The 26,455-nt window shown below is 38.4% G+C and carries 19 protein-coding genes; 16 read left to right on the forward strand and 3 right to left on the reverse strand.

Translation table 11 applies throughout. The annotated features are described in order from the left end of the window. Positions 1 to 5: 5 nt before the first annotated feature. From PQ460_RS09210 to panD, 5 genes are all read left to right on the forward strand, one after another. Entirely contained in the window at positions 6 to 1,334 is a 1,329-nt protein-coding gene (locus tag PQ460_RS09210; protein ID WP_274172428.1) for a CCA tRNA nucleotidyltransferase, read from the forward strand. Continuing rightward, positions 1,331 to 2,302 carry a biotin--[acetyl-CoA-carboxylase] ligase gene (locus tag PQ460_RS09215; RefSeq protein ID WP_274172429.1) on the forward strand — a complete coding sequence of 324 codons (972 nt, stop codon included), beginning with the start codon at positions 1,331 to 1,333 and terminating at the stop codon, positions 2,300 to 2,302. Before PQ460_RS09210 ends, PQ460_RS09215 begins: the two co-directional genes overlap by 4 nt. Before the next feature lie 540 nt (positions 2,303 to 2,842). Then, positions 2,843 to 3,715, forward strand: coding sequence for a 3-methyl-2-oxobutanoate hydroxymethyltransferase (gene panB, locus PQ460_RS09220; RefSeq protein ID WP_273612843.1), 873 nt, complete (start codon positions 2,843 to 2,845; stop codon positions 3,713 to 3,715). Beyond that, positions 3,712 to 4,617, forward strand: a complete 906-nt coding sequence (gene panC, locus PQ460_RS09225; protein WP_274172430.1) for a pantoate--beta-alanine ligase — start codon at positions 3,712 to 3,714, stop codon at positions 4,615 to 4,617. Before panB ends, panC begins: the two co-directional genes overlap by 4 nt. Next, positions 4,610 to 4,993 (forward strand): aspartate 1-decarboxylase, encoded by a 384-nt coding sequence (gene panD, locus PQ460_RS09230; RefSeq protein WP_273612841.1) that lies wholly within the window; start codon positions 4,610 to 4,612, stop codon positions 4,991 to 4,993. Before panC ends, panD begins: the two co-directional genes overlap by 8 nt. 402 nt (positions 4,994 to 5,395) lie before the next feature. Here panD and PQ460_RS09235 read toward each other — a convergent pair whose 3' ends face one another. Further along, on the reverse strand, positions 5,396 to 9,115 hold the full coding sequence (locus tag PQ460_RS09235) for an S-layer homology domain-containing protein (RefSeq protein ID WP_274172431.1): 3,720 nt from the start codon (positions 9,113 to 9,115) through the stop codon (positions 5,396 to 5,398). A 453-nt stretch (positions 9,116 to 9,568) separates the two neighbouring features. Between PQ460_RS09235 and dinG the strand changes: the two genes are divergently transcribed. From dinG to PQ460_RS09255, 4 genes are read left to right on the forward strand one after another with little or no spacing between them, the layout of a single operon-like run. Continuing rightward, positions 9,569 to 12,463, forward strand: coding sequence for an ATP-dependent DNA helicase DinG (gene dinG, locus PQ460_RS09240; RefSeq protein WP_274172432.1), 2,895 nt, complete (start codon positions 9,569 to 9,571; stop codon positions 12,461 to 12,463). Further along, entirely contained in the window at positions 12,460 to 13,107 is a 648-nt protein-coding gene (locus PQ460_RS09245; protein WP_273612838.1) for a redox-sensing transcriptional repressor Rex, read from the forward strand. Before dinG ends, PQ460_RS09245 begins: the two co-directional genes overlap by 4 nt. Beyond that, a complete protein-coding gene (locus tag PQ460_RS09250; RefSeq protein WP_273612837.1) occupies positions 13,100 to 14,407 on the forward strand; it encodes an amidohydrolase in 1,308 nt (435 codons plus the stop codon). The genes PQ460_RS09245 and PQ460_RS09250 overlap by 8 nt, the downstream gene beginning before the upstream one ends. A 30-nt stretch (positions 14,408 to 14,437) precedes the next feature. Then, positions 14,438 to 14,983 (forward strand): cell wall elongation regulator TseB-like domain-containing protein, encoded by a 546-nt coding sequence (locus PQ460_RS09255; protein ID WP_274172433.1) that lies wholly within the window; start codon positions 14,438 to 14,440, stop codon positions 14,981 to 14,983. A gap of 92 nt (positions 14,984 to 15,075) precedes the next feature. Here the strand turns inward: PQ460_RS09255 and PQ460_RS09260 are convergent, their stop codons facing one another. Together PQ460_RS09260 and PQ460_RS09265 are read right to left on the reverse strand one after the other, a co-directional pair. Beyond that, positions 15,076 to 16,764, reverse strand: coding sequence for a methyl-accepting chemotaxis protein (locus PQ460_RS09260; RefSeq protein ID WP_274172434.1), 1,689 nt, complete (start codon positions 16,762 to 16,764; stop codon positions 15,076 to 15,078). 24 nt (positions 16,765 to 16,788) lie between these two features. Continuing rightward, positions 16,789 to 17,820, reverse strand: a complete 1,032-nt coding sequence (locus tag PQ460_RS09265) for a sugar ABC transporter substrate-binding protein (RefSeq protein WP_274172435.1) — start codon at positions 17,818 to 17,820, stop codon at positions 16,789 to 16,791. A 362-nt stretch (positions 17,821 to 18,182) separates the two neighbouring features. Between PQ460_RS09265 and PQ460_RS09270 the strand changes: the two genes are divergently transcribed. The 7 genes from PQ460_RS09270 (at position 18,183) to PQ460_RS09300 (ending at position 26,396) form a co-directional block, all read left to right on the forward strand. After that, positions 18,183 to 18,710 carry a hypothetical protein gene (locus PQ460_RS09270; protein WP_273612833.1) on the forward strand — a complete coding sequence of 176 codons (528 nt, stop codon included), beginning with the start codon at positions 18,183 to 18,185 and terminating at the stop codon, positions 18,708 to 18,710. Then, on the forward strand, positions 18,710 to 20,212 hold the full coding sequence (locus PQ460_RS09275; RefSeq protein WP_273612832.1) for an AAA family ATPase: 1,503 nt from the start codon (positions 18,710 to 18,712) through the stop codon (positions 20,210 to 20,212). The genes PQ460_RS09270 and PQ460_RS09275 overlap by 1 nt, the downstream gene beginning before the upstream one ends. Before the next feature lie 263 nt (positions 20,213 to 20,475). After that, positions 20,476 to 21,348, forward strand: a complete 873-nt coding sequence (locus PQ460_RS09280; RefSeq protein ID WP_274172436.1) for a 3-hydroxyacyl-CoA dehydrogenase family protein — start codon at positions 20,476 to 20,478, stop codon at positions 21,346 to 21,348. After that, entirely contained in the window at positions 21,345 to 22,544 is a 1,200-nt protein-coding gene (locus PQ460_RS09285; RefSeq protein ID WP_273612830.1) for an acetate kinase, read from the forward strand. The genes PQ460_RS09280 and PQ460_RS09285 overlap by 4 nt, the downstream gene beginning before the upstream one ends. 218 nt (positions 22,545 to 22,762) lie before the next feature. After that, complete coding sequence (asnS, locus tag PQ460_RS09290; RefSeq protein WP_273612829.1) at positions 22,763 to 24,058, forward strand: asparagine--tRNA ligase; 1,296 nt, start codon at positions 22,763 to 22,765, stop codon at positions 24,056 to 24,058. 51 nt (positions 24,059 to 24,109) lie between these two features. Further along, a complete protein-coding gene (locus PQ460_RS09295; RefSeq protein ID WP_274172437.1) occupies positions 24,110 to 24,811 on the forward strand; it encodes a DnaD domain-containing protein in 702 nt (233 codons plus the stop codon). A gap of 1,153 nt (positions 24,812 to 25,964) precedes the next feature. Next, entirely contained in the window at positions 25,965 to 26,396 is a 432-nt protein-coding gene (locus PQ460_RS09300) for a LysM peptidoglycan-binding domain-containing protein (protein WP_273612827.1), read from the forward strand. The last annotated feature ends 59 nt before the right edge of the window (positions 26,397 to 26,455 follow it).

The following is a 26,455-nucleotide window of genomic DNA, read 5'->3' on the forward strand; positions in this document are numbered from 1 at the left end:
ATACCATGCAATGGAATTGGGTAGATCCGCAGACGGCGGAGCGGGGGCAATCTCTGCTCCGCCGTTTGACTGATCAGGGATATGAAGGATATTTTGTAGGTGGATGTGTACGTGATGAATTATTAGGACGACCGGTCAATGATATGGATATTGCAACCAATGCAACACCAGAACAGGTGATTTCTTTATTTGAACGTACGATTCCTACAGGACTAGAACATGGCACGATTACCGTTTTGATTGACAATGAGCCTTTTGAAGTCACTACATACCGTACTGAAACTGAATATGTTGATCATCGCCGTCCAGAACAAGTACAATTTGTGCGAGAATTGAGTGAAGATTTACGTCGTCGTGATTTTACGATGAACGCTATTGCACGTGGAATTGATGGAGAATATACCGATCCTTTTCATGGGATTGATGATTTGAATAAAGGAATTATTCGCTGTGTAGGTATCGCTGATGAACGTTTTGAAGAAGATGCGTTGCGCATGGTAAGAGGGATTCGATTTGCGTCTGTATTTCATTTTGAAATAGAACAGCACACCTGGGAAGCTCTTCTACATCATCAAGCATTAATCCATCATATCGCTACTGAACGTATTCGTGTCGAAATGGAAAAAATGATTGCTGGGCCTTATCCTTATCAGGGTATTGAACTACTATTAAGCAGTGGATTGATTCCACATATGAAAGTGTCTGTACCTTGTGAGGCATTAGATCAGGATCTGCTTCGTTCATTAGAACAATTACCTGCATCACCATCTATTTTGCGCTGGGCTTTAATTGCACTAGGACTTGGCATGAATGAACAGCAGATCAAAATTGTTTTCAAATCCTGGACATTTCCGAATATCATAACCGATCAAGTCTCCAAAATAATACGGATGAATGAGCGTTTATATAATGCGATATTACAACATGAAGCTGTACCTTTAGCTACTATAGAACATAAAGAGTCTATAGATACAGATGCAAATAGACATCACTCGTATGTGCTATTTGTAAGTTGTGTATTAGATTATGGCAAAGAGATTGCACAATACTGGCATACTCTTTTTCCTGTATTGCCACACGCATATCAACAACGTTTAGCGATCATAGGCAATCAAGCAGATAGATGGTTAGAACAGTTAACGGTATATAGTCTGGCTGATTTACCTGTCAAAGGGCAAGACGTTCTTCAACATTTAGAGATTGCCGCTGGCAAATGGCTAGGTGAACTATTGCATGAAATTTTACTTCTAGTCGCTACAGGACAATTGGACAATAACAAAGAGGTTATATTGCATTATGCGGATCAAGCCTCAGCAAGGAAGGGATTACGATGAATGATGAACATCTGCTTCAACTGCTGAATGAACATCCAGGACAATATATTTCAGGCGAAGAAATCAGTCGTCGAATGTCTGTTAGTCGTACAGCGATTTGGAAAGGTATTAATCGTTTGAAAGAAAAAGGCTATGAATTTGAATCAACGTCTCGCAAAGGATATCGAATCACACGTCGACCGGATCGATTCGATGTGACAGCTTTGCAACTAGCTTTGAGTCAAAAAGGATTATGGGGTCAGCCGTTACATTTGTTTGAATCGGTGGCTTCTACACAAGATGAAGCACGTACGCTTGCAGAACAACAGACTGCTGAAGGAACGTTAGTAATTGCTGAAGAACAGACAGCAGGTCGTGGCAGACAAGGCAGACTTTTCTACTCACCATCCGGTAGAGGCATCTGGATGAGTCTAGTGATGCGTCCAGTACAACCTTTACAGTATATGTCTCAATTGACATTACTGGCTGCTGTAGCGGTATGTAGAGCGTTACGTAACACTACACAATTAGATATCGGGATCAAATGGCCAAATGATCTATTAATAGATGGACGCAAAGTATGCGGGATTCTGATCGAATCGGCTGCAGAAGATGGACGTGTACGTTATGCGATTGCAGGCATCGGTATAGATGCGAATCTAACAGCAGAAGATTTGCCAGAGCATTTGCAATCGATCGCGACTTCATTGCGTATCGAATCCGGTCAAGTGATAGATCGTACAGTTGTGTTAGCAGAAGTCATCTCTGAATTAGAGTCATTGTATCAATTGTATACAGACGAAGGCTTTACACCGATTGCTGCGCTATGGGAAAGTATGGCGATTTCGATCGGCAAATCGATTCAAGTACACAATGCTCAAGGTTCTTTTCAAGGGATCGCTCAAGGTTTAGGAATGAACGGTGAACTTTTACTACGTCTTGCTGATGATCGGGTTATTCCTATTTATTCAGGAGATATTGAATTTTAATCTAGAAATAATTGTTAGATAAAATAGTGAATTTAACCATTTGTTCTGGTATACTATATCGGAAGACGGTATCGGCAAGACCGAACCGTACTTTCTGATGTTAACTTGATGTTACCAGCGCTTGGCAGTATAAGCGCGACCAAGTTCAATGAGAAAATGATTTTGCAAAGCAAAATATCTTTCCATCAGCGCTTGGCAGTATAAGCTTTTAACGCAAGCCACTCTAAGGATTAGCTCAATAACCGGGGTTATCTGTCTGTTGAATAGATCACTGTCATTCAGCAGAAATAAACCTACAATTTTTGAGTCGCTAATTAGAGTACTAACTGAATAGGTATCCCATCCAGGATACATATGTGAAGCGAGGTGTTGGCTTACATTCAATTCTGCTCTGAGCCGTTTTATAGGACCGAGACAGAAGAGATGATCGCAAAGTGACTCTTTTTTGGACTCAGGACCTTTTTAGTGAACGACTAGACTAAAAGGTTTTTTATTTTGTCCGAAAGACTATACCCAACTTAAAAGGAGCTTGATGTCACCATGGCAGCCAAAATGCCGCTTAATATTTTGAAAATGAAAAAAATGAAACAGGAAGGTCATCCAATTACGATGATTACAGCCTACGATTATCCAACCGCTCAGCTTGCTGAAGAAGCAGGCGTAGATATGTTGCTCATTGGAGATTCGTTAGGTAATGTCGTGCTTGGATATGATTCGACGATTCCTGTCACTATAGATGATATTGTATACCATTCGCGTGCAGTTGCTCGCGGTGCGGGATCAACGTTTATTGTAGCTGATCTGCCTTTTATGACGTATCACGGAAGTATCGATGAGACACTGAAAAGTGTGCGTCGATTAATGCAAGAAGGTCATGCGCATGCGATTAAGCTTGAAGGTGGCGCAGAGATTGCAGATACGGTCAAAGCTATTGTGCAAGCAGGGGTACCTGTGATTGCGCATATCGGTCTAACTCCACAGTCTGTACACCAAATTGGTGGATACCGGATTCAAGGGAAAGACGAAAAAGATGCACAACGTTTATTGGATGATGCACTTGCATTAGAAGCGGCAGGCGCATTCGGAATTGTATTGGAATTGGTTACCGAAGAAGCAGCTACCACAATTAGCCAACAATTATCGATTCCAACGATCGGTATTGGAGCAGGGCGTGGCTGTGATGGTCAAGTGCTTGTTTTTCATGATGCGGTGAAATACACATCGTCTTATCGTGAAAAACGGTTTGTCAAAACGTATGCAGATGTAGGGAATACGATTCGTGCTGCTTTGCAAGAGTACGTTAATGAAGTAAGAAGCGGTGCATTTCCAGCTGAACAGCATGTATTCAGTGGAGATCAAGAAGCTTTGGGATCGTTATATGGAGCCAAACGGAAGGTGGAGACTCAATCGTGAAAGTTGTACGTAGCATCACCGAAATGAGAGCAGAAGTCAAACAATTACGCGAACAGCGTTCTACTATAGATCATGAAGCAACAGTTGGACTTGTTCCCACGATGGGATTTTTGCATGATGGACATGCAAGCCTTATGCAAAAAGCAACTGAAATGAGCGATATTGTAGCAATCAGTATTTTTGTTAATCCGATTCAATTTGGACCGAATGAAGATTTCGAACGTTATCCTCGCGATGAAAAACGTGATCTAGCCTTAGCTGAAAAAAATGGAGTCGATTTGGTATTTATGCCTGGTGTAGAAGATATGTATCCTACACCGATCAAAACGCATGTTACTGTAGCAGATCTTACCGATACCCTATGTGGTGCTTCACGTCCCGGTCATTTTGATGGTGTATCTACAGTAGTGACCAAACTTTTTAATATTGTGAAACCAGATTATGCCTTCTTCGGTACCAAAGATGCACAGCAAGTCGCTGTGCTTCGTCAAATGGTGACTGATTTGAATATGGATATTGAAATTGTTCCTTGCCCTATTGTACGTGAACAAGATGGTCTAGCGCTTAGTTCTCGTAACGTGTACCTATCTCGTGAAGAACGGGAGCAAGCATTAGTACTTTCACGTTCTTTGCATCTGGTACAGCAACAAATGCGTGAGCAAGAAGGGATGACAGCAGGTCAAGTACGAGCATTTCTACGTACCTCAATCGGTCAGTCCGATATTGCTGAAATCGATTATGCAGACATTTTAAGTTTTCCACGATTAGAATCATTAGCAGAAGATACCGTTTTAGCTACATTGGATCATGAAGTGATTATTGCACTAGCTGTGAAATTTGGACGTACGCGTCTGATCGATAATGTTATTTTGGAAACGAAAGGTGTTGCCTTACATGTATAGAACGATGATGAAATCCAAGATTCACCGCGCTACTGTAACTGAAGCTAATCTGAATTATGTAGGTAGTATTACGATAGATGAAGATTTGATGGATGCAGCAGATTTGCTTGAAAATGAAAAAGTACAAATCGTTAATAACAACAACGGTGCTCGCTTAGAAACGTATGTTATCGTTGGTGAACGTGGCAGTGGTGTAGTGTGCTTGAACGGAGCAGCAGCACGCCTAGTACAGCCGGGAGACACTGTGATTATTATCTCGTATGCGATGATGAGTTCTGAAGAATTAGCGACTCACCGCCCAACGGTTGTATTTGTAGATGAAACGAATAAACCTGTTATGGAAGCTCATAAAGAAGTACACGCAACCATCATGTGAGAATGAGGTTTGAATAAAAGTGGGTTGGTAGGTACCTCGCTTCGGGAATGGAATTGTTCTTGTCGTCGCTGGTTTACTAGAATCCCTTGAATATACCGCATAGCGGTAGGGATTATAGTAAAAAGGCGATCGCTTCGCTCTTTCAGAACAATTTCCATTCCCTTCGCTAGAGGAGGTATCTACTACGCTATCCAAAGATTTTATTCAAGTTGGCTTGCCAGGACATTCTTGGCAGGAGAACATTTTATACATTGAAGGATGAAGGATTGTATTAGTGAGAGGATCTAGTGGGTAAGTGACTAGGTTCTTTTGTTTGGAAGTTATAGAAATGAATGCTGTAGATAATGCAAAAAGAAGAAGTATCCTTGTGAGGATACTTCTTCTTTTTTTATATGATACCTATTAATTAGCAGTGGTGTAGTTAGATGAAGCGGCTATAATATCTGCTTTTGCCCAGTGGGTGGATGGCACGTCAGTCCATTGGGTTGTTGATGGTTGAGTTTTATCTAATTTGAGAATTCGGTTAAGAGTGGTTACAGCTTCAGCACGAGTGAGTGGTTGGTTGGGTTTAAACGTTGTTGGCGTTAAACCTTGCATAAATCCAGCTTGAGTTACTCGTTTAATATCAGAAACAGCCCAGTTGTTTTGAATATCTGTCGCATTTGATGTTCCTGTACCGCTTAGTTTTTGCCAGCGGCTAATGATCGTTGCCATCTCAGCACGTGTAATCGCTTTATTTGGCTTAAATGTACCATCAGGCAGTCCACTCATTAAGCCATTGGTTTGAACATCTTGAATCGCTTTGTATGCCCACAGAGAACTTGGAACATCTGAGTAATGCGTTGTAGTTGCATCAGATGTAGAGTGTGTACTTAATCGAGATAGCATAGAAGCCATTTCAGCACGCGTCACTTTTTGATTTGGACGGAATGTTTGATCGCTATATCCTTGAATATACGCTTGATACACATTCTGGCTAACTGTTGATGGGTTAGCTGGTACTGGAGTTGTTGCTTCCAATTTTGGAGAGGGTATATCCAAAATCGTAAATGTGCTAAACGCAGTCACTGTAAATTTCAAACCTGTCTGACCGTTAGCTTCATTAACTACAGTCGGTTGAATTAACTCATGCTCTCCATTGCTATGTTCTACAAAAATGCGAAGTTGTTGTAACCATGCTGTTTTAGCAATCGCATTTTGAGGAATAGCGTTAGCATCTACAGGCATAACCAGATCTACTGACTGATTCTGCAAATTCGTTTCAATATTCATCGGTGTACCAACGACTGTGATATTTCCATCTTTGGATACATTTTTAACAAGTGATTGTTGTTGTGCACGTAACTTCACAGCATTTTGATCGGTAGAAGAAGTTAAAGGAAAGACTTGAAATTGCAAATCGTTTTTCAACGATTGTAATGATGCTGTTGGAATAGCCAATTGAACATGTTCTGTATTAAAGTCCAAGTTCATATTAGCTTGATTTAGACTGTTTATAGCTGTTTGTGGCATCGTCATTTTCAATGAATTAGCAGTGTTTGGAATAGTAATAGTTGCTGTTTTTTGATTGTTTGCTTGTAATTTATTAATTTCTGTTTGTAATTTGTCTGTAGAAAATAAAATACTGGATTGCGGCTGTCCATTTGCTGAAGATATTTGTGTTGTGCTACTTATATTATTAGCAGATAGTACAGTTGATTTACCAGTATTGGTTGCTACATTAGAATGACCATTTGTATTCGATGAATTGTTATTTTTATCATCAGATTCTTTGACGTTCACTGTTGCAGTTGCTTTAAAATTGCCATCTACAGTCGTTGCTGTAATGATTGTAGTTCCTTTAGCGATAGGTGTAACCACTCCATTTTTCACCAGTGCGACTTTCTCATTGCTACTCATCCAAGTGATATCCGCTTGAGTTGCGTTAACAGGAGCAACTGTTGCTTGAAGAGTTATAGGTTGATCTTTTTTATTGATTGTAAGTGTAGAAGTATTAAGTGTAATACCCGTAGCATCTACAGTTTGCTTAGGATCTGTAAAGTCTAGTTTTTGAATAACTTGTTCTCCAGTTACACTGCGCTGAATACTACTTCCATAAGCAGTACCATCAGGTAAGAAAACAATGGTGTTATTATTATCATTTCTTCCCATATCTACTAAATCATTAATATCAAGAGGTAAGTTTTTTAATAATGAAGATTTTGCTTGAAATACATTTCTATTATCTGCATTAATATATAAATTTCCAGCAGGACTTATATCAATATCATTTGTGCGACTAGGGTAATCAATTACTAATGTCGGAGTAGTAGCAGTAGAACCATCCATTTTCAAAATTTGACTCGTCTTATTTTTAGTTACAGACATATACAACTGATTTTGATGGTCAAAAGCTAACCCATCTATAAAAACTGCTCCTGTATCTGTAAAATGATAATAAGGTTGACTTAATGTTAAGAGCTCTTCTTGAGTTAATGGGGTTGAGCGATTTAAATATTGAGCATCTAATTTAAAAATATAATGATAAGCATTCATTGAGAAAAATAAATTTCCTTGTTGATCTACAGCCACAGCATTTGCCAGAGGCGTTGCAGCAAGCAACGATCTTTTGTAACCAGTACTGGTTTTAATAACCTCATAAAATCCTTTTTGAAAATCTGCAATATATAAGTGATCTTTCCAAGCAGTCATAGTTGCTATCTTGCGAATATCTAATCCTTCTATAATTAAAGGAAGAGGTTTGACAGTTACTCTTCTTGTTACTTCTAGCGCTGAGATATTTGCAGGATTGGTCACATTATAATGAACCGTGTACTCGCTTGGAATAGACGTATTTATAGAAGATATAGCTTTACTATCTAAAGTATAAGTGACTTTTACATCCAGTTTAGAATAGGTAGCATCTTGTACTGTTACTCCTTCTTCAATATAAGTATCTCCAGCAAAAAGAACAGGATTATAATTTCCTTTTAAGACAATTAAAGGTGCGGAGCGAGGAAAAATTGCTTTTATTTTACCATTTTCACTATAATAACCTCGACCATCAGGTAAAAAAACGATGCCGTCTGAATTAATATTCATTGTATTAATTTCGAGATATGATTTGAAAGATGTATCAGCTACTGGTAAGTTTTTTAATTCATTGGCAGAAATTTTGAAAAATCCACGGTCTGAAAAATCTGGTTTATATAAATTAGCTTTAAAGAATAGATTATCATTTTCGTCGAATGTCATCACTTGTAAATCTTCAAGGTCTTCTTGTGTGACTCTTTCCAACAATTGATCATTTGAATTCCATCTATACAGAGTAGTGTCAAAAAAATCAAGCGGAACAGCAATGTAAAGCTGATCTTGAGAATTGAATGCAATATTAGAAATATTTTTTATAGGATCATTACCGTCAGATGCTTTGTCACTAAGGTCTAAATAAAGTGAACTATATTTCTTAAATTGTTCTGGAGTTAACGCAGCATCCTGTAAATATTGAGCATCTATCTTGTTGATGATTGACTTGTTTTCTAAAGTATAAAATAGGTCGCCAGCTTGATTGAAAGCAACAGTAACAACATTATCGGCATAGTATCCACCGTACACGATAGAAGTAACTGTTCCAGAGCTTAATTCGACTTTTGATATTCCTGAACTGCCTTGTGCAACATAGACAGAACTATTATGATATGCCATACCTAAAGCACCACGGATATTTAGCTGATCAAGATCTTTCTGTTTTTCAGTAGCAACAACATCAATAGTACGTTGTTGAGGATAAGAACGTTTTCCGGCTGGATTCTCTGCAATATATGTGATTACGTATATTCCAGGTATATTAGTATCAATTTGATTTACTGGAACAGAATTTAATGTATATGTAATATCTATTTTTAACTCATTTTCACTATATACACTGTCTGCTACACTCCAACCTTCTTCAATAAAAGGTTCTCCTTGTTTTAATGTCATATTATAGTCTCCATAAAGAAATAAATTTAAGAAACTTAAATCCTGACTTTCTTTACTTGCTACCAAATTACTTGTTCCTTCCTCACTTGCAAAAAGCGTAGCAGGCGCTGACCCCATTAATGTCACCACCAAAACCAAAAACATCATCATAAACTTTCTCATTTTACTTAAATTCCCTCCATTTATAATTATATTGAAATCCTTTACTAATATAACAGATGCTACTCAATATGGGTAAATTAAAATTTACACAATTTAAAGCTGTATGATATTTTATGTAACTCTATATCTATTCCTCATTTCCTGCTACTTTCTAAATAGTTATTCAACATTATGCTTATCTACCTACAACAGAGGAGAGGAGAAAATCGTTCTGAAAGAGCGAAGCGCTCGCCTTTGTAAACGAATCCTGATTGCGAAGCAGTCATTCAAAGGATTCATTTGCAACAAGCGACGACAAGAACGATTTTCTCCACGCAGCGCCTCCCATAAAAAAGCTGAAATTTGAATAACTCCCCACCCTTTGATTTTCAAAACGGTCTTCTTCTGGTATGCTGATAGGTGAACATTTCGACATCAGGTTGAGACGACAGCAAGGAGAGGATTTAGACATCCATGAAATTTGCCGTACTGGATTTTGAGACCACAGGTACTCAGTCCACCGATGATATTATTCAAGTTGGGCTTGCCATTATAGATCATGATTTAAGTATTTCTACTGTATATTCTTCTATGGTGAAGCCGGGAGTGCCGATTCCTCCTTTTATAGAAGGTTTAACAGGAATTAAAAATGAAGATGTAGAGAACGCTCCAGAGTTAGACGATGTTATTTTGGAGATGATTCCTCTATTAGAAGATGCTGTGCTTGTCGGGCACAATGTCGGTTTTGATTTAGGATTTTTGCAACGCGCTTTGGATCAGACTGGATATTTGGCATTTACAGGTCGAGTGCTGGATACGATGGATCTGTTACGTATCTTTTTCCCGAATCTATCGAGCTACCAGTTAAGCATGGTAAGTAAAGACTTGGGATTCGTTCATGATCGTCCTCATCAAGCAGATAGTGATGCGTTAGCGACTGCTCATGTATTTCTAAAGTGCTTGGAAGAGTTAAATGATCTACCATTAATTACAGTCCAGCGTTTATCTGAATTATTTGATAATCAGGATAGTGATCTCGGTTGGTATTTTGATGGCGTGCGGATGGAGAAAGAAGCACAGCCGATTCAAGATTTGGACGAACATCGCTTTTTCCGTCAATTGGCGTTAAAAGTAGGCGATTGGAATGAAATTTTGCCGGCTCATGAAGAGCGAGGTAATATGCCACTTGCAGATGTTTCATTTGATGAATTTTTAGAGCAAGTGAAACAAAACTTACGTAATCTGCTTCCTAACTATGAAGAACGGGAACCGCAGAATCGTATGTTTGAAGAAGTGATCAAAGCGATGACCGATGATAAGCATCTATTGATCGAAGCAGGAACAGGAACAGGCAAATCGCTAGGGTACTTATTACCTTCGATTTATCATAGTGTCAAAGAAAACGATCGTGTCATGGTAAGTACGCATACGATTAACTTGCAAGAACAGTTGCGAGAACGCGATATTCCATTATTGACTCAAGTTGTTCCATTTGCATTTCGTGCTGCCGTATTCAAAGGACGCCAGCATTATTTGTGTCTGCGCAAATTTGAGCATAAAATAAATACAAAAGAATTTCAAAGCCCTAAAGAAGATGTATTGATTGCAGCTCAAATGATTGTCTGGTTAAATGCGACAGAAACTGGCGATGATGAAGAACTCAATATGGGTAATCGTGGTGCTGACTTCTGGGAAACGGTAGCCAGTGATACCGATTCTTGTCTGGGTCGTGCATGTCCATGGTTCCGCAAATGTTTTTACCATCGTGCGAAGCATGAAGCAGGTACAGCAGATGTAGTCATTACCAATCACTCGAAATTATTTACCGATGTCAAAGCAGGGCATCAATTGTTACCTGCTTATGATCGCTTGGTTATTGATGAAGCACATCATCTAGAAGATGTTGCAGGTAAGCACTTGGGTATGCATATGAAATATTTCACATTGGTTCATCCACTGTTAAGATTGTTCAAAGACAGCAAAAATGGTCAGTTAGCGATTTTGCGTCAACAATTAGGTTCTTCTGGCAATGAACGTGGTATGGATTGGGCGATAGCGATTGATAATCTATATCCTGAAATTGTAGATGTCAAAGAAAACTGGGATAAATTAAGTGAGTTACTATTTGCTTTGTTACCTCAGCGTAGTGATGCCGCTCCTGGTGAAGCCGGGCAGTTCACGCTTCGACTTTTACCGGAAAAGCAACCGACCGAATGGAATGTGATTACAGAGCTTGAGAATCAGATTCATATCGGCCTTAGTCAGTTGATTCGTAAAGGCGAGCAAGTGATGAATCAGATCAAAGACAGCGATGAGCAGTTAGGCACAGATAGTCTGGTAACAGATGTGTCGGGTCTATTCAAAGACTTAACAGTGGTACGAGATGATCTGCGTCAATTTGTGAAGCTGGAAAGTACAGATACAGTCTACTGGTATGAAGCTAATGGGAATTACCGTAGCAAGTCTTTACAGATGTATGCTGTACCGGTTGATGTGAGCAAGCAATTGAAAGAGTACTTTTTTGATAAAAAGAAAAGTATTATTTTGACATCAGCTACTTTATCAATAGAAAAGAAATTTCAATATATGATTGAACAGTTAGGGCTTGTAGAAGCGGAAAAAGAAGGTCGATTGATGACTGAACAGTTATCTTCACCTTTCAATTATCGTGAGCAATCGCTGTTGTTAATTCCGCGCGATTTTCCAAGTGTCAAAGGCAGTGTTGGTGATGCGTTCTTTGTAGATACGTTAGCGAACTCATTAGCGGAGACTGCCAAAGCGACCAATGGACGAATGATGGTGTTATTTACCTCTTATCGGATGCTCAAGCAGGTGTATGAGCCATTGAAAGAGAAGTTATCACATAGCGATATTGCAGTATTTGGACAAGGGGTCGATGGAGGAAGTCGTACCAAGCTCACTCGAAGATTCCAAGAGCGTTCCGCTTCGGTGTTACTGGGTACAAGTAGCTTCTGGGAAGGGGTCGATATTCCAGGCGAAGCGTTAACCTGTCTGGCGATCGTACGTTTACCTTTTCAACCGCCTAATCATCCACTGCTTGAAGCCAAAAGTGAACGGCTGAAAAAAGAAAAGAAAAATCCATTTATGAAATTATCTGTACCGCAAGCAGTTATCCGTTTCAAACAAGGTTTTGGTAGATTAGTACGGACATCTAGTGATCGGGGAATCGTTATTGTCTATGACACTCGTGTGATCGAGTCCTATTATGGCAAGCATTTTCTATATTCATTGCCCGGTCCCAAAATGGAACATATGCCGACAGAGCAGATGGTACCCCGTATTACAGAATGGCTTAGCCAGGCCGAACCTGAAAAGGAAACTGTAAATCAAGAGGGGGAGCAAGCATGAAATCCGACAAAATATCAGAAGCAGTCGTGCGAAGACTACCTGTATACCTTAGATATCTGAACGAACTTCACACACGTGAAGTTCCTACAGTGTCTTCGCAAGAACTGGGACAAAAATTAGACTTGAATCCAGCACAAATTCGCAAAGATTTAGCTTATTTTGGAGATTTTGGACGTAAAGGGATCGGTTATGATGTATCGTATTTGATTGAGAAAATACGTCATATTTTAAAATTAGATCAACAAATCAATGTGGCACTTGTAGGCGCTGGTAATCTAGGGCATGCCCTTTCTAACTATAATATGTATCTAAAAGAAACAATGAAAATCGTAGCTGTGTTTGATTCCAACGATTCGAAAGTAGGCTCTTTAATCAATACATTAGTCGTACAGCCTATTGATGAACTTGGAATTACAGTCAAAGCGAGAAGTATTCGTATCGGAATTGTTACAGTGCCTAATGTTGAAGCACAGCGTGTAGCAGATCAGTTAATTGAAGCAGGGGTCGAGGCTATTTTGAACTTTGCACCGATTATTTTGAAAGCTCCACCGCATATTCGTGTGCATACTGCTGATTTTACAACGGATTTATTAAGCCTTGCCTATTATCTGGAAGATGGAAAGGAACATGAAACTAATGAATAACACCTCGAACAAATGGGTCATCAAAAACGGTATGTTTGCTGTAATGAGCGAAGAGAAATCAATGCTTTTTGGACATATGGTGATTGAAGATGGATGGATTACGTATCTTGGAGAAGAAGAACCTGTGATCGAAGAAGACACAACCGTAGTGGATGGCAATCATTTGTTCTTTATTCCGGGTCTAGTCAACAGTCATGGTCATGCAGCGATGTCGTTGTTACGTGGATATGGAGATGATCTTGCTCTACAAGTATGGTTACAAGAAAAAATGTGGCCGATGGAAGCGAAATTTACAAGTGACGATGTGTACTGGGGAACTGCTCTGTCTGTATTAGAAATGTTAAAAGGCGGTACAACTACATTCCTCGATATGTATGATCGCTCAGAACGTGTAGCCGAAGTGGTAGAACAATCGGGTATGCGTGCAGTATTGATGCGTGGTGTAATCGGCTTGTGTTCAGAAGAAGAACAAAAGCAAAAGCTAAAACAATCAATCGACTTTGCACGTGATTGGCATGGTCAAGCGAATGGACGTATTACAACGATGATGTCTCCACATGCACCGTATACTTGTCCACCTGCATACATCGAACAATTTGTACAAGCAGCTCATGATTTGGATTTGCCGCTGCATACACATATGTCTGAGACACTAGCAGAAGTTCAATTAAACGTTACAGATTATGGATTACGTCCTGTAGCTCATTTGGAGAAATTAGGATTTTTCACTCGTCCAGCATTGTTAGCGCATGCTGTTCATTTGAATGATGAAGAGATCGAAGTGCTTGCTGAGAATAAAGTAGCGATTTCTCATAACCCGGGTAGTAACCTCAAATTAGCAAGTGGTGTAGCACGTGTACCTGATCTGTTGCGTGCAGGCGTTGTTGTGTCTTTGGGAACAGATGGCCCGGCAAGTAATAACAATCTGGATATGTTTGAAGAAATGCGTTTGGCTGCTCTTATTCATAAAGGAGTATCCGGCGATCCAACAGCTGTGCCTGCATTAGAAGCATTGAAAATGGGTACTGAATACGGTGCAAGATCTGTATTTTTGAATGATGTAGGTACATTCGCTGTAGGAATGAAAGCTGATATTACAGCACTTAATGTAGATCAACCGCATTTCTTACCACGTACTGATTTTATTTCACATACAATCTATTCTGCATCTGCTAAAGATGTATTGCATGTCTGGGTAGACGGTAAGCAATTGATCAAAGACGGTATATCATTAACATTGGATGAAGAAAAAATTCGTCATGAAGCCCAAAGTGCTTTTGAAGGTTTGCTTAAACGCTAACTGGAAGTCGACAGGAAAGGATGGCGTGTTTTGCGAAATTTGGGAAGTGGCAAGTGGATTGCAATCATTATCGTTGTAGTAGGATTGCTGATTTTAGGTGTAAATCAATTTTATGTGCATGTAATGGCAAAGCCATGGAGTAAAGAACAACTGGCTATTAACAGCGCACAGGAAAAAGCGGATATTGTATCTGTGACGCGTACGTTCAATTCCGTCTGGACAGATAGTTCAACGTATTGGGTTGTAGAAGGTAAAAATACAGCACAAGAAGATCTAATGGTCTGGGTCAAATTTAATATAGACGGTTCGGTAGCAGAAGGAGCTAATGCAGTGCATGTTGAGAAAACAGCAGGTACAGTATCCTATCAAGCCGCCACCGATCTTTTGCAAAAAGATTTGCCTGGAGCAGAAGCTGTACGAATTGTACCTGGCTCATATAATGGAAAATATGCATGGCAAGTTTTTGCCAAACTGAATGAACGTTATTATTATCTTTTCTACAATTTCCGTGATGGAACCAAATTAGGTGGACCTATGGAATTGCCTGCAACTTTAAAAGGAACAGGGCAAGAATAACATCATCAAGCTCAAACCATATAAAAAAGCATGATCTAAGGAATTCATATACTGAATCCAAAGATCATGCTTTTTTGTTAATTAAGCATAGATTATAAACGGAATTGCAGTACCGTATTTTGTAATTTCTCAGCCATAGAATGAAGTGTAGCGGTATGAGCTGTACTTTCTTCCAAGAAAGCTAATTGTTCTTCTGTAGCTGCACTTACGCTTTCAGTGTTAGAAGCAACATGATCGGTCAAGCTTGAGATATTTTCCATAGATTTGACAATCTTCTGTGAATGTTCCGATAAATGATGGATAGAATCAGTCACTTCTTTAATTTCAGAAGTGGTATGATCGGTTAGAGATTTAATGGTATTAAACAAATTACCTACAGAATGAGCCGCAGCAATACCTTGACTTACTTCTTTAACCATGTTTTCCACCGATTTGGTAGCACCTTTTGTTTCACTTTGAATAGCATTGACAAGTGCTCTCACCCGATCTACGGATTCATTGGTTTCGTTAGAAAGTTTACGGATTTCGGAAGTAACTACAGCAAATCCACGTCCGTGTTCACCTGCACGTGCAGCTTCAATTGCTGCATTGAGAGAAAGAAGACCCGTCTGAGCTGCAATCGAAGAAATTGCATTATTGATTTCTTCAATTTCTCCAGAGCGTTTGTTTAACGAAGAAATAATCACTTCCAATTTACTCATACGTTGATGAATTTGATCCATTTGGTTCATAACATGTACTATTTCTTGATTACCGAGTAGCGCTTGACTTTGTGCTTGTTGCGCAACGCTCATCGCTTGCTGGCTACTTTGATCAATCTGCTGAATATCCTTATTAACATCATAGACAGTTTGTAATCCACCTTCTACAATTTTAACTTGATCCTGTGTACTGCTAGATAGATCAGACATAATGTCTGCAACGTGTTCAGCAGCTTTACCTGTTTCAGACGTACCACTAGCAACATCTTTAGAAATTGTAATAACCTGTGAAGCATTATCATTAATTTCATGAACAAGATGACGCAAGTTATTTTTCATACTATTAAAGGAAATAGCTAACTCCCCTAATTCATCTTTTTGCTTAACATTTACATCTTCAATATTGAGATCCCCTGTAGAAATAGATTTGGCTGCTTTACTTAATTTTTGTAATGGTTTGGAGATAAGACGTGAAATAAAGATGCCAATAATAATCGCTAATGCGAAGTTAATGATGCTGATTGCGATAGCTAGCTGGCGAACATGTGCTATTTTTTGTGTATTTTCATCTTTGGCAGCCGTCATCAAAGCATCTTGTTGATCCGAAAATTGTTGAGCAAACTTAACAATAATACTTCCTACAGGAATAACACTGGTAATCACATCAAGATAAGATTGATCCACTTGAGCAGGAGGCAGGTTGAACAGTTCTTGGGCGTGGGTTTTGTAATACTCGTTCATTTTCAGCATATAATCTAATTGAGCGGTATCTTCTTTGGAGACGACTAAGCTTTTCATCTCATTCAAAAGTTTGGTCGTCTGATCATTCGTACTTAATAATTGAGAACCATAGTACGAATCGCGACTCAGCATATAGGTCTGCATATATCCATTTTGAGTAGTAGCATAAAATTTTAAATTATCTGCTTGTGATTTTAGAGTGACATAACGATCCAAAATTGTACTCATCGATTGCTGAATTTGTTGAAGAGACATAATATAGATCACTCCCGCACAGCCAGCAATAAGAGCAATGGCAAGAAATCCAGCTAAAAGCTTATGCAGGATAGATAGACGCATCGCAGACCACTCCTTCATATATACTTATTTCCATTTCGCTATATACTTTTCTTCATTAGCTGGGGTAATCAGTTCATAAGGAATGCTGATTTCTTTAGGAACTTGTTTACCATTAGCAGCTTCTATTGCTGTTTGAAGACCTTGACTACCTTGAGCTGATGCATTTTGAAAAACGGTAACTTTTAATTTATTAGCTTTCATAAAATTCAAAGCATCCATCGTACCATCTACACCTGCAAATACAATATTTTGATCTTTTCCATCCATTTGAGTTGCAAGAATAGCCCCAATAATCATTTCATCATTATTGGCAACAACCGCATCAATTTGTTGACCGGATGCTAACCATTTGGCCATTAGTGCCATACTTTTAGCGCGATCATAATTCGCTGTTTCTTCAAAAACAATTTTCATATTAGGATATTTAGCGATAACGTCTTTATTTCCCTGGGTGCGGTTAACCTGTGCATCACTACCCATATCGCCATCCATAATAGCAATATTACCTTTTCCGCCCAAAAGTTTGGCGACTTCATTCATTTGAAGCTTACCAGCGGTTAATGAATCTGAACCTACATAAGAAGTGAGAGTATCTAATTCTTTGAAAGTACGATTGACGGCTACAATCGGGATATTCGCTTGATTGGCTAGATCAACAATCGTTTTTGAAATCGAGGGGTCCATCGGTAGAAAAGCAATAGCTCTGACATCTTGCGCAATAAATTCTTTGATTTGTTGAAGTTGAGTAGAAGCATCATTTTTGGCATCAGCATAAATCACATTCACATCAGGATGTTTTTTGGCATAACTTTCCATGCCGGCTGCTACATAACTGATAAAACGGTCATTCATATCTGGGATAGATACTCCAATAGTGACTTTTCCTGTTGTAGTTGTGTTAGTCGTAGTTGTGGGTGTTGCTTCAGTAGTAGTGGAAGTAGATGCAGTAGAAGTTGAGGAATTAGGACTTACAGATGAAGTTGCAGAACAACCTGCCATAAACATAAAAAGAGCTACTGCCAACAAAATAGGGGGATACTTAAACCATAGGCGCATTATCTAACCTCCATACTAGTCATTTTCAAAATAATATAACGTTTACATTTTGTGCATTATCTAAAATAAAGACAAAATGTGACAAGATTATAAAGGCATTATCGACAAAGGGTAGGGGTTTTGTTAGAGCCGATTTAAATTATACTAAGAAAGGAATAGATAAATGAAAATACCGCTACTCTGGTATCTAAAAGTAGCGGTATTAGAAATCAAAAAACACGTATGATATACTATATATAGATGAATAATTGTAAACACACCAAAAAACCTATCTATTTACTGTTACCGATAGGCGCTAAAATACCGAAGTAAAATATATGTTGTTATGTACACCGTGTTTACTACATTAAAGGAGGACGTATATGAAACTCCGTGTCATGCCTATTTTTATAACAGTCATCGTATCTGCCACTGTATTATTTGGTGGATGGTTTACGTATCGTCAGTTGACTCTCTACAGTCCACTTACGAAAATTGTACAGAACTATCCTGGGGTAAATGCCTCTCATATTAGTATTAACCCAAAAGAAGTCATGTTGAAACTCGATCTTGCTCCTTCTGCAGATTTAGGTGGTTTGGTACAGACTTTGAATAAGCAAGGAACCGATATCTGGGGTACACGTACACTCCAATTAGAAGTAACAGATCACTCGAATACAGAACTCGACAAAGTATGGGAAAATGCAATGTTCTCTGTTTCTCAAGCAATGGCTACACAAAAATATACTGAAATTCCGGAAACTGTTGAAAGTATCATGCAACAAAATAAAAATATTCAAGTTAAAGCAGAAATGGATGAACGTAACGTATACGTATCTTTGAGCAATGGGAAGGGAAGCAAATTCCTGATCTTGCCACGTAATTCTCAAGTCACAGGAGGAAGCGCCTAATGCCAAAATGGACAAAAGAGATTGTTGTTGGATTTGTGCCGGTCTTGTTAATTTTTCTTATTTTTGTAGGATATAATATTTTACCATTGTTGTTGATTGCTGCTCTAGTAGGTGGAACATTCTTGGTGATGCAAATGCGTGGTGGCTTAGCTGTTGGTGCTGCGCAAGAACGTAAACGTAAAAAAAATGGCCCGCTTAAATTAACATTTGAACAAATTGGTGGTCAGGATAATGCGAAGCGTGAATTACGTGAAGCTCTTGATTTTCTAGTACGTCATGATGAAATGAACAAATTCGGAATTCGTCCGTTAAAAGGAATACTGCTTACAGGTCCTCCGGGGACAGGTAAAACATTGATGGCAAAAGCTGCTGCTCATTATACTGATTCTGTATTTGTCAGTGCATCTGGTAGTGAATTTGTAGAAATGTATGTTGGTGTTGGTGCAGGACGTATTCGTGATTTGTTCAAAGATGCTCGTACACGTGCTGCCAAAGAAAATAAGCAAAGCGCGATTATTTTTATCGATGAAATAGATGTTATTGGTGGTAAACGTGAAGGTGGACAACAACGAGAGTATGATCAGACGCTGAATCAGTTGTTGACTGAAATGGATGGAATTTATAGCAATGAAGCACCACGTATTTTGATTATTGCTGCTACTAACCGTAAAGAAATGCTGGATAGTGCATTATTACGTCCAGGTCGTTTTGATCGTCATATTCAAGTGGATCTACCTGATAAAAAAGGTCGTAAACACATTTTGGAACTTCATGCAGCGAACAAACCGCTTGCAAAAGAAACCGATCTAGATAAATTAGCAGAAGAAGCGTATGGTTTCTCTGGTGCTCAATTGGAAAGTGTAATGAATGAAGGCGCTATTTATGCGATGCGTCAAAATGCAGATCATATTTTACAAAGTCATTTATCGATGGCGATTGATAAAGTTATGATGGGTGAAAAAACAGATCGTGAATCCAGTATTGAAGAAAAACGTCGTGTAGCGATTCATGAACTAGGACATGCGATTATGGCAGAAGTAGTTCGTCCGGGTAGTGTAGGGCAAGTCGCACTTAGTCCACGTGGACAAGCACTAGGTTATGTACGTCACAACCCTGCACAAGAGCAATACTTGTATACGAAGCCATTTTTGGAAGAGCAAATTATGATTGCTCTCGGCGGAGCTGCTGCTGAAGAAATGTATTATGAAGGACGCAGTACAGGTTCTAGAGGCGATTTCGATCAAGCGCTCAATATTGTTCAGACAATGATGGAATCCGGTCTTACCAAGCTTGGCATCGTCAGTATGAATATGGTTCCTAAAGAACAAATTATGAAAGAAAATAATGCAATTTTAGAAGATTTAACCAGACGTACCAAAGAAATTCTAGATAGTCGTCGCCTTATTTTTGACACATCTTTAGACATTTTGTTAAAAGAAGAAGTGTTATCCGGCGAACAATTTCGACAACAGTTCAATAAAAGTTCAAATGTACCAGCATAATTTAAAATGCTGGTACTTTTTTTTTACTTTTTGCCTGCGCTACGCTATTATTAGATGTTGGAGAGTATATCAAAGCCTGACATTATGTTTTGATTTTTTCAGCTTCAATACGCAAGTACACAAGATTGATTTTGAAGTATCTATGTATTTTGTATAAAGACAAGCTAGAGAAGACACAACAACAAATAGAAGGCTTCAAAGGATATAGGCTGAGCATATATAGTCTGTACACTTTATGAATATTGGAAGGGTGGAAAGAAACCATGAATTTTAAAAAAGTCGGCGTTATCGGCGGCGGTACAATGGGACAAGGTATTTCTGAAATGCTTGCTAAAAAAGGCATCGAGGTATTACTTGTTGAGAAAACACAGGACAAGCTGAACCATGCTTGGGATATGATTGAGACAAGTCTAGACAAGCAAATGGAAAAATGGGCATTAACTCAAGCAGAGAAAAAATTGATTTTGTCCAAAATCACTAAAGTGACTCATTTTGCAGACCTGGGTACATGTGAACTTGTTATTGAAACAATCAGTGAAGATCCAGAAGCGAAAAAAGAAGTATTTGCTCAATTGGACCAAGTATGTCCAAGCAGCGTTATTCTAGCAAGTAACACATCTACACTGAGCTTAACAGAACTTGCAAGTTCAACGATGTACCCAGAACGTGTTATTGGAATGCACTTTATTTATCCAGTATCCAAAATTGATCTTGTAGAAATCATTCGTGGTCTTCGTACATCCGATCAAACGTTTGAAGTGACAAAAAACTTTATTGAGCAAACAGTAAACAAACGCGGAATCATGGTTTACGAATCTCCTGGATTTGTAACAAGCCGTATTATTTGTTTATTGATCAATGAAGCATTGCATGTACTTGAAGAAGGGGTAGCTTCTGCTGAAGATATCGATGATTCGATGCGCATTGGTTACCAATTCCAATATGGCCCGCTTGAAATGGCTGACCGTTTCGGACTAGATTCAGTAAATGCAGCACTTGAGCGTATGTTCCGCGAATACGGAGAGTTGAAATATCGTCCAGCGATCATTTTGAAAAAAATGGTTCGTGCAGGTAGTCTTGGCGTGAAAACAGGCGAAGGATTCTTCAAGTATGACAAGGATGGTGACCGGATATGAAAGTACTCGTAATTAATGCAGGTAGTTCTTCTCTAAAATACCAGTTGTACAACATGACAGACGAAAGTGTTCTAGCCAAAGGACGCGTAGAACGAATCGGAATGGATTCTTCTATCCTTGTTCATGAGCCTACAGGCGGCGAAGAATACAATACTGTAAGCGAAATTCTAGATCATACAATTGCGATTCGTCGTGTACTCGAAAGCTTAACAGATGCAAAACATGGTGTTATGCAATCTGTAGACGAAATTGATGCTGTAGGTCACCGCGTAGTACAAGGGGCAGAATCATTTAAAGAATCTGTGCTTGTAGACAAAGATGTAAAAAAAGAAATTCGTCGCTTATTCGATCTTGCTCCTCTTCATAACCCTGCTCATATTATGGGGATTGAAGCGGTTGAGCTGAATATGCCTGATGTACCACAGGTTGTTGTATTTGATACAGCATTCCACCAAACGATGCCTGAAAAAGCATATTTGTATGCTATTCCTAAAGTACTTTACAAAAAACACAAAGTACGTCGTTATGGATTCCACGGCACGTCTCATTATTATGTAAGTCTTGCAGCGGCTGAATACCTTAAACGTCCGTTAAAAGAGCTTAAAGTAATCACTTGCCATATCGGTAACGGTGGTAGCTTAACAGCTGTTAAAGACGGTATCTCTGTAGATACATCAATGGGAATGACACCGCTTGAAGGTCTAATCATGGGTACACGTAGTGGTGACCTTGATCCAGCGATCGTACCTTATGTAATGAACAAAGAAGAACTCAGTATCGGTGAAGTTAACTTTATGTTGAACAAACATAGTGGACTTATGGCGATTTCTGGTTCCAGCAGTGATATGCGTGAAATTACAGATGCTATGGCAGAAGGCGATGCTAATTCAACACTTGCTTTTGAAATGTTTGAATATCGTTTACGTAAATACATCGGTTCGTATGTAGCTGCTATGGACGGCGTAGATGTTATCGTCTTTACCGCAGGTATCGGTGAAAACTCTGCAATCGTTCGTGAAAAAGTATGCGAAAACTTAACATATCTTGGTGTGAAATTGGATCCAGAATTGAACAAAATCCGTTCTGGTGATCCACGTCGTATTTCTACACCGGATTCCAAAGTAGAAGTACTGGTTGTTCCTACAAATGAAGAGCTTGTTATTGCACGCGATACGTACAAGTTGATTCAAAAGTAAGCAACATATTAGATTATAAACAAGCAGATGTTTATTGTATAATGATTTAAAATAGGTAAATGGATGTTATTCAAATGATTTGAATAATGATAATATAAAAGCTTCTCAGTAGAAATCAAAGCAAAGTCGTTTTTTGCTTTGATTTCTTGCTGAAAATCGCTTGTAGTCATTACCTATTTCATTGATGTTGCTCAATAAGCAAAAGGGAGAGTATATAAATGTCTACCAAAACCGTTATAAAAAAAGTAAATGAGCATGTTGAACAGACTGTCACGATTGGCGCATGGATCAACAATAAGCGCTCTAGCGGTAAAATTCAGTTTTTACAATTACGTGATGGTACAGGATATATTCAAGGCGTTGTTGTAAAAAGCGAAGTGTCTGAAGAATTGTGGAACGATGCGAAAAGCTTAACACAAGAAAGCTCTTTGTATGTAACAGGTATTATTCGTGAAGAACCACGCAGTAAATCTGGATATGAGATGACTGTTACAGGTATCGAAATTATTCATTTAACTGAAAACTATCCGATTACACCAAAAGAACATGGTACAGATTTCTTAATGGATCATCGTCATCTATGGTTACGTTCGAATAGACAGCGTGCGGTTATGGTGATTCGTGCTGAAATTATTCGTGCGGTACAAGAATTTTTCAACACCAACGGATTTACCAAAGTCGATCCACCAATCTTGACACCGTCTGCGGCAGAAGATTCTACAGAATTGTTCCATATCAAATACTTTGATGAAGATGCGTATCTAACACAAAGTGGACAGTTGTATATGGAAGCAGCAGCTATGGCACTGGGTAAAGTATATTCATTTGGCCCTACATTCCGTGCTGAAAAATCCAAAACACGTCGTCATTTGATCGAATTCTGGATGATCGAGCCTGAAATGGCATTTACCGATCATGAAGAAAGTCTACGTGTGCAAGAACAATTTGTATCATATGTCGTACAATCTGTTCTTAAAAACTGTCGTACAGAGTTGGAAACATTGGAGCGCGATATTTCTAAATTGGAAAATATTCAAGCACCATTCCCACGTATCTCTTATGACGAAGCGATTGAGTTCTTAAAAGGTAAAGATTTCGATATTCCTTGGGGTAATGACTTTGGTGCGCCACACGAAACAGCGATTGCTGAAGCGTATGACAAGCCTGTATTTATCACCAACTATCCTAAAGATATCAAAGCATTCTATATGAAACCTGATCCTGAACGTCCTGAAGTAGTATTGTGTGCAGATATGATCGCACCTGAAGGATATGGAGAGATCATTGGTGGATCACAACGTATCGACGATCCAGAACTAATGAAACAGCGTTTTGAAGAGCATAACCTGACAGAAGAAGCTTATAAATGGTATTTGGATCTACGCACATACGGAAGTGTACCGCATTCTGGCTTCGGTCTAGGTCTGGAACGTACAGTGGCATGGATTTGTGGATTGGATCATGTCCGCGAAACGATTGCCTTCCCACGTATGTTATACCGTCTATACCCTTAGTCTCTACGTAGGATGATGTCTAATCGTAGAGCAATAGAAAGGGTGAATCACATGGGCGGAGAACAATGGAAGTCCTGGTCTAAAGGTGCTGCCTTTGCTTTGGGTTTGCAGACAGCGAATTTGCCGTATGCATTGCTCAAATATTATCAGGCATTAGATCTGGATGATGCGGAAGCAATGTTGCTCATTCAAATTCTATCTTTTCGACAAGTTGAAAATAATGAATTCCCGACACTTGAAGAACTACAGTGGCGAACAGGAGCAGATGCTTCATTGATCGCTACTCGTATCCAGAAGTTAATGAAGTCAGGATTTATTTTGATTGAGGATGAAGAAGACCCGTTAACAGGCATTCGCTATGAGCGTTATGATCTAAGCGGATTGTATGAGAAACTGGGGACTGTACTGGCGACAGAGCAGCAAGATCGTATCGATTCTTCAGACGTATTACCAGAACCGGTTAAACCAATGTCCAAAGCCGATAAGCAAGCAGAAAACGAACGGAACCTTTTTATCATTTTTGAAAAAGAATTCGCTCGTCCGTTATCTCCGATGGAATGTGAAACCATCTCAAGTTGGATTGATCAGGATCGGTATGCAGAAGAATTGATTCTAATGGCGCTCAAAGAAGCTGTATTTGCTGGTAAGCTTCATTTCAGATACATTGATCGTATTTTACTAGAATGGAATCGGAATCGTGTACGCACCGTAGAAGACGCTCGTGCACATACCCAAAAATTCCGTCAACGGTAAGTGAAAATTATCTATATAGATAGAGTCAGAGCCAAAGAAGGCTATTTCCCGATATGTATTCGAGGAGATAGCCTTCTTTTTATCATATGTACAAATATATTAGGTCTAACTATGATCCGATAAGAAGTTTTCTCCTCAGATTGTAGTCCTGTATTAAAATATACTTACGCAATCACTATCAAAATATAACGTACATACGAAATTATACAGCATCATATTTTTAAAATAATAAGATACACGATACAGAAAAAGATAGTATAGTCACGATTAAAAATAATGAAAATAACATCAAAACATACGGGAAAATAATATTTAAAAAATATTTTTAAATTTTTTTTCGCTATAAAATCATCATTTTTTGTACATTTTTGCAGGTGATATCAAGAAAGATAATTAATTTATATTATAGATTTAATATTCATATAAAAGTATAATTATACATTATCCTATATTTGGGAAAAAGGAGTTTGACTAAATGTGAGAGTAGCATAAATTATAGTTAGCTACTTAGGTGTGAGGTATATATGACATGAGGAGTAATATCATAATGTGATACTTAAAAATGAATAATAGATGAGAAATGTTAACATATAAACAAATAAGTATAGGCTATCAAAGGAATGTATGTAGGTTAACAAATAAAAAAGAAGGATTTTTGGAAGGAATAAAAAGATGAATCTAAGAAAATAACCTTATTTAAAGCAACTATATGAAACTATTTTTATATAATTATGAACTTTCATGTCACTTTATGTAACACAAATACGAAAATGTGTACATATTATGGACAAAAGAGAAGGAAATCAGAAATGTAAACGGAATGTGAAAAAATATACAGTAAATATTAAATTGGAAAAAAGTTTATTAAAAATGTAAGCGCTAAACTAATTAGGTATGTTTCTATTCTTTGTGCACATTTAATTTTGCAAAATATAATAAAATCAATTTCAGTAGGGTTGCAATTTATTTGAAATAGGAGTAAAGTTACTTTTGCCCTGATAAACAAGTACTGAATACTTACAAATACATGACTACTACCTCATAATTATTCATAACAAGCTAAAGTAGTTAGAGTATAGAGTGATCTAAAATCAAGATAAACACGTAACACAGAGTAATACAAAATAAAACATTCAATTAGGAGAGATACAAAATGATGAACAGCAAAATTCAAAAAGTATTATTGTCTACAGTAGTAGCAGCAAGTTTGGGAGCAGTATCTGTAGTAGCACCTTTGGGAGCACACCAAGTATCTGCTGCAAGCAACGATTCTAACCATGAGAAAAACAAAGATAAAGCAGAAAAACGTGCTGACAACGCTGCTTACCAAGCTGCTGTATCTGCACAAGTAAATGCAATGTTCGGTTCTTCTAACGAAACAACAACTGCTCCAGAACAAGAAAAAACAGATGCCGCTAAGACACCTGCTACTGAAACTCAAGCTAAAACAAACGTAACTGTAGTTGTTCCACAAGGTGCTAGCCTTACTGAAATCGCTGCTCAATATGGTGTAACTGTAGATGAGTTGATTGCTGCTAACAATCTTCTTCCAGCTGGATACCAATTGACTATTCCGCAAAAATAAGATTTATCCATCTGATCGGCCAAGAGCATAGGATAGAAAAATACCAATAAAGATATACA

The organism is Paenibacillus sp. KACC 21273 (genome assembly GCF_028736095.1).
Lineage (GTDB): Bacteria > Bacillota > Bacilli > Paenibacillales > Paenibacillaceae > Saccharibacillus > Saccharibacillus kyungheensis.

Excerpts from the sequence above, each read along its gene's own strand:
- PQ460_RS09210 (WP_274172428.1), top strand. The coding sequence starts at position 6 with ATGCAATGGAATTGGGTAGATCCGCAGACGGCGGAGCGGGGGCAATCT.
- PQ460_RS09215 (WP_274172429.1), top strand. The coding sequence starts at position 1,331 with ATGAATGATGAACATCTGCTTCAACTGCTGAATGAACATCCAGGACAA.
- panB (WP_273612843.1), top strand. The coding sequence starts at position 2,843 with ATGGCAGCCAAAATGCCGCTTAATATTTTGAAAATGAAAAAAATGAAA.
- panD (WP_273612841.1), top strand. The coding sequence starts at position 4,610 with ATGTATAGAACGATGATGAAATCCAAGATTCACCGCGCTACTGTAACT.
- PQ460_RS09235 (WP_274172431.1), bottom strand. The coding sequence starts at position 9,115 with ATGAGAAAGTTTATGATGATGTTTTTGGTTTTGGTGGTGACATTAATG.
- dinG (WP_274172432.1), top strand. The coding sequence starts at position 9,569 with ATGAAATTTGCCGTACTGGATTTTGAGACCACAGGTACTCAGTCCACC.
- PQ460_RS09245 (WP_273612838.1), top strand. The coding sequence starts at position 12,460 with ATGAAATCCGACAAAATATCAGAAGCAGTCGTGCGAAGACTACCTGTA.
- PQ460_RS09250 (WP_273612837.1), top strand. The coding sequence starts at position 13,100 with ATGAATAACACCTCGAACAAATGGGTCATCAAAAACGGTATGTTTGCT.
- PQ460_RS09260 (WP_274172434.1), bottom strand. The coding sequence starts at position 16,764 with ATGCGTCTATCTATCCTGCATAAGCTTTTAGCTGGATTTCTTGCCATT.
- PQ460_RS09265 (WP_274172435.1), bottom strand. The coding sequence starts at position 17,820 with ATGCGCCTATGGTTTAAGTATCCCCCTATTTTGTTGGCAGTAGCTCTT.
- PQ460_RS09270 (WP_273612833.1), top strand. The coding sequence starts at position 18,183 with ATGAAACTCCGTGTCATGCCTATTTTTATAACAGTCATCGTATCTGCC.
- PQ460_RS09275 (WP_273612832.1), top strand. The coding sequence starts at position 18,710 with ATGCCAAAATGGACAAAAGAGATTGTTGTTGGATTTGTGCCGGTCTTG.
- PQ460_RS09280 (WP_274172436.1), top strand. The coding sequence starts at position 20,476 with ATGAATTTTAAAAAAGTCGGCGTTATCGGCGGCGGTACAATGGGACAA.
- PQ460_RS09285 (WP_273612830.1), top strand. The coding sequence starts at position 21,345 with ATGAAAGTACTCGTAATTAATGCAGGTAGTTCTTCTCTAAAATACCAG.
- asnS (WP_273612829.1), top strand. The coding sequence starts at position 22,763 with ATGTCTACCAAAACCGTTATAAAAAAAGTAAATGAGCATGTTGAACAG.
- PQ460_RS09295 (WP_274172437.1), top strand. The coding sequence starts at position 24,110 with ATGGGCGGAGAACAATGGAAGTCCTGGTCTAAAGGTGCTGCCTTTGCT.
- PQ460_RS09300 (WP_273612827.1), top strand. The coding sequence starts at position 25,965 with ATGATGAACAGCAAAATTCAAAAAGTATTATTGTCTACAGTAGTAGCA.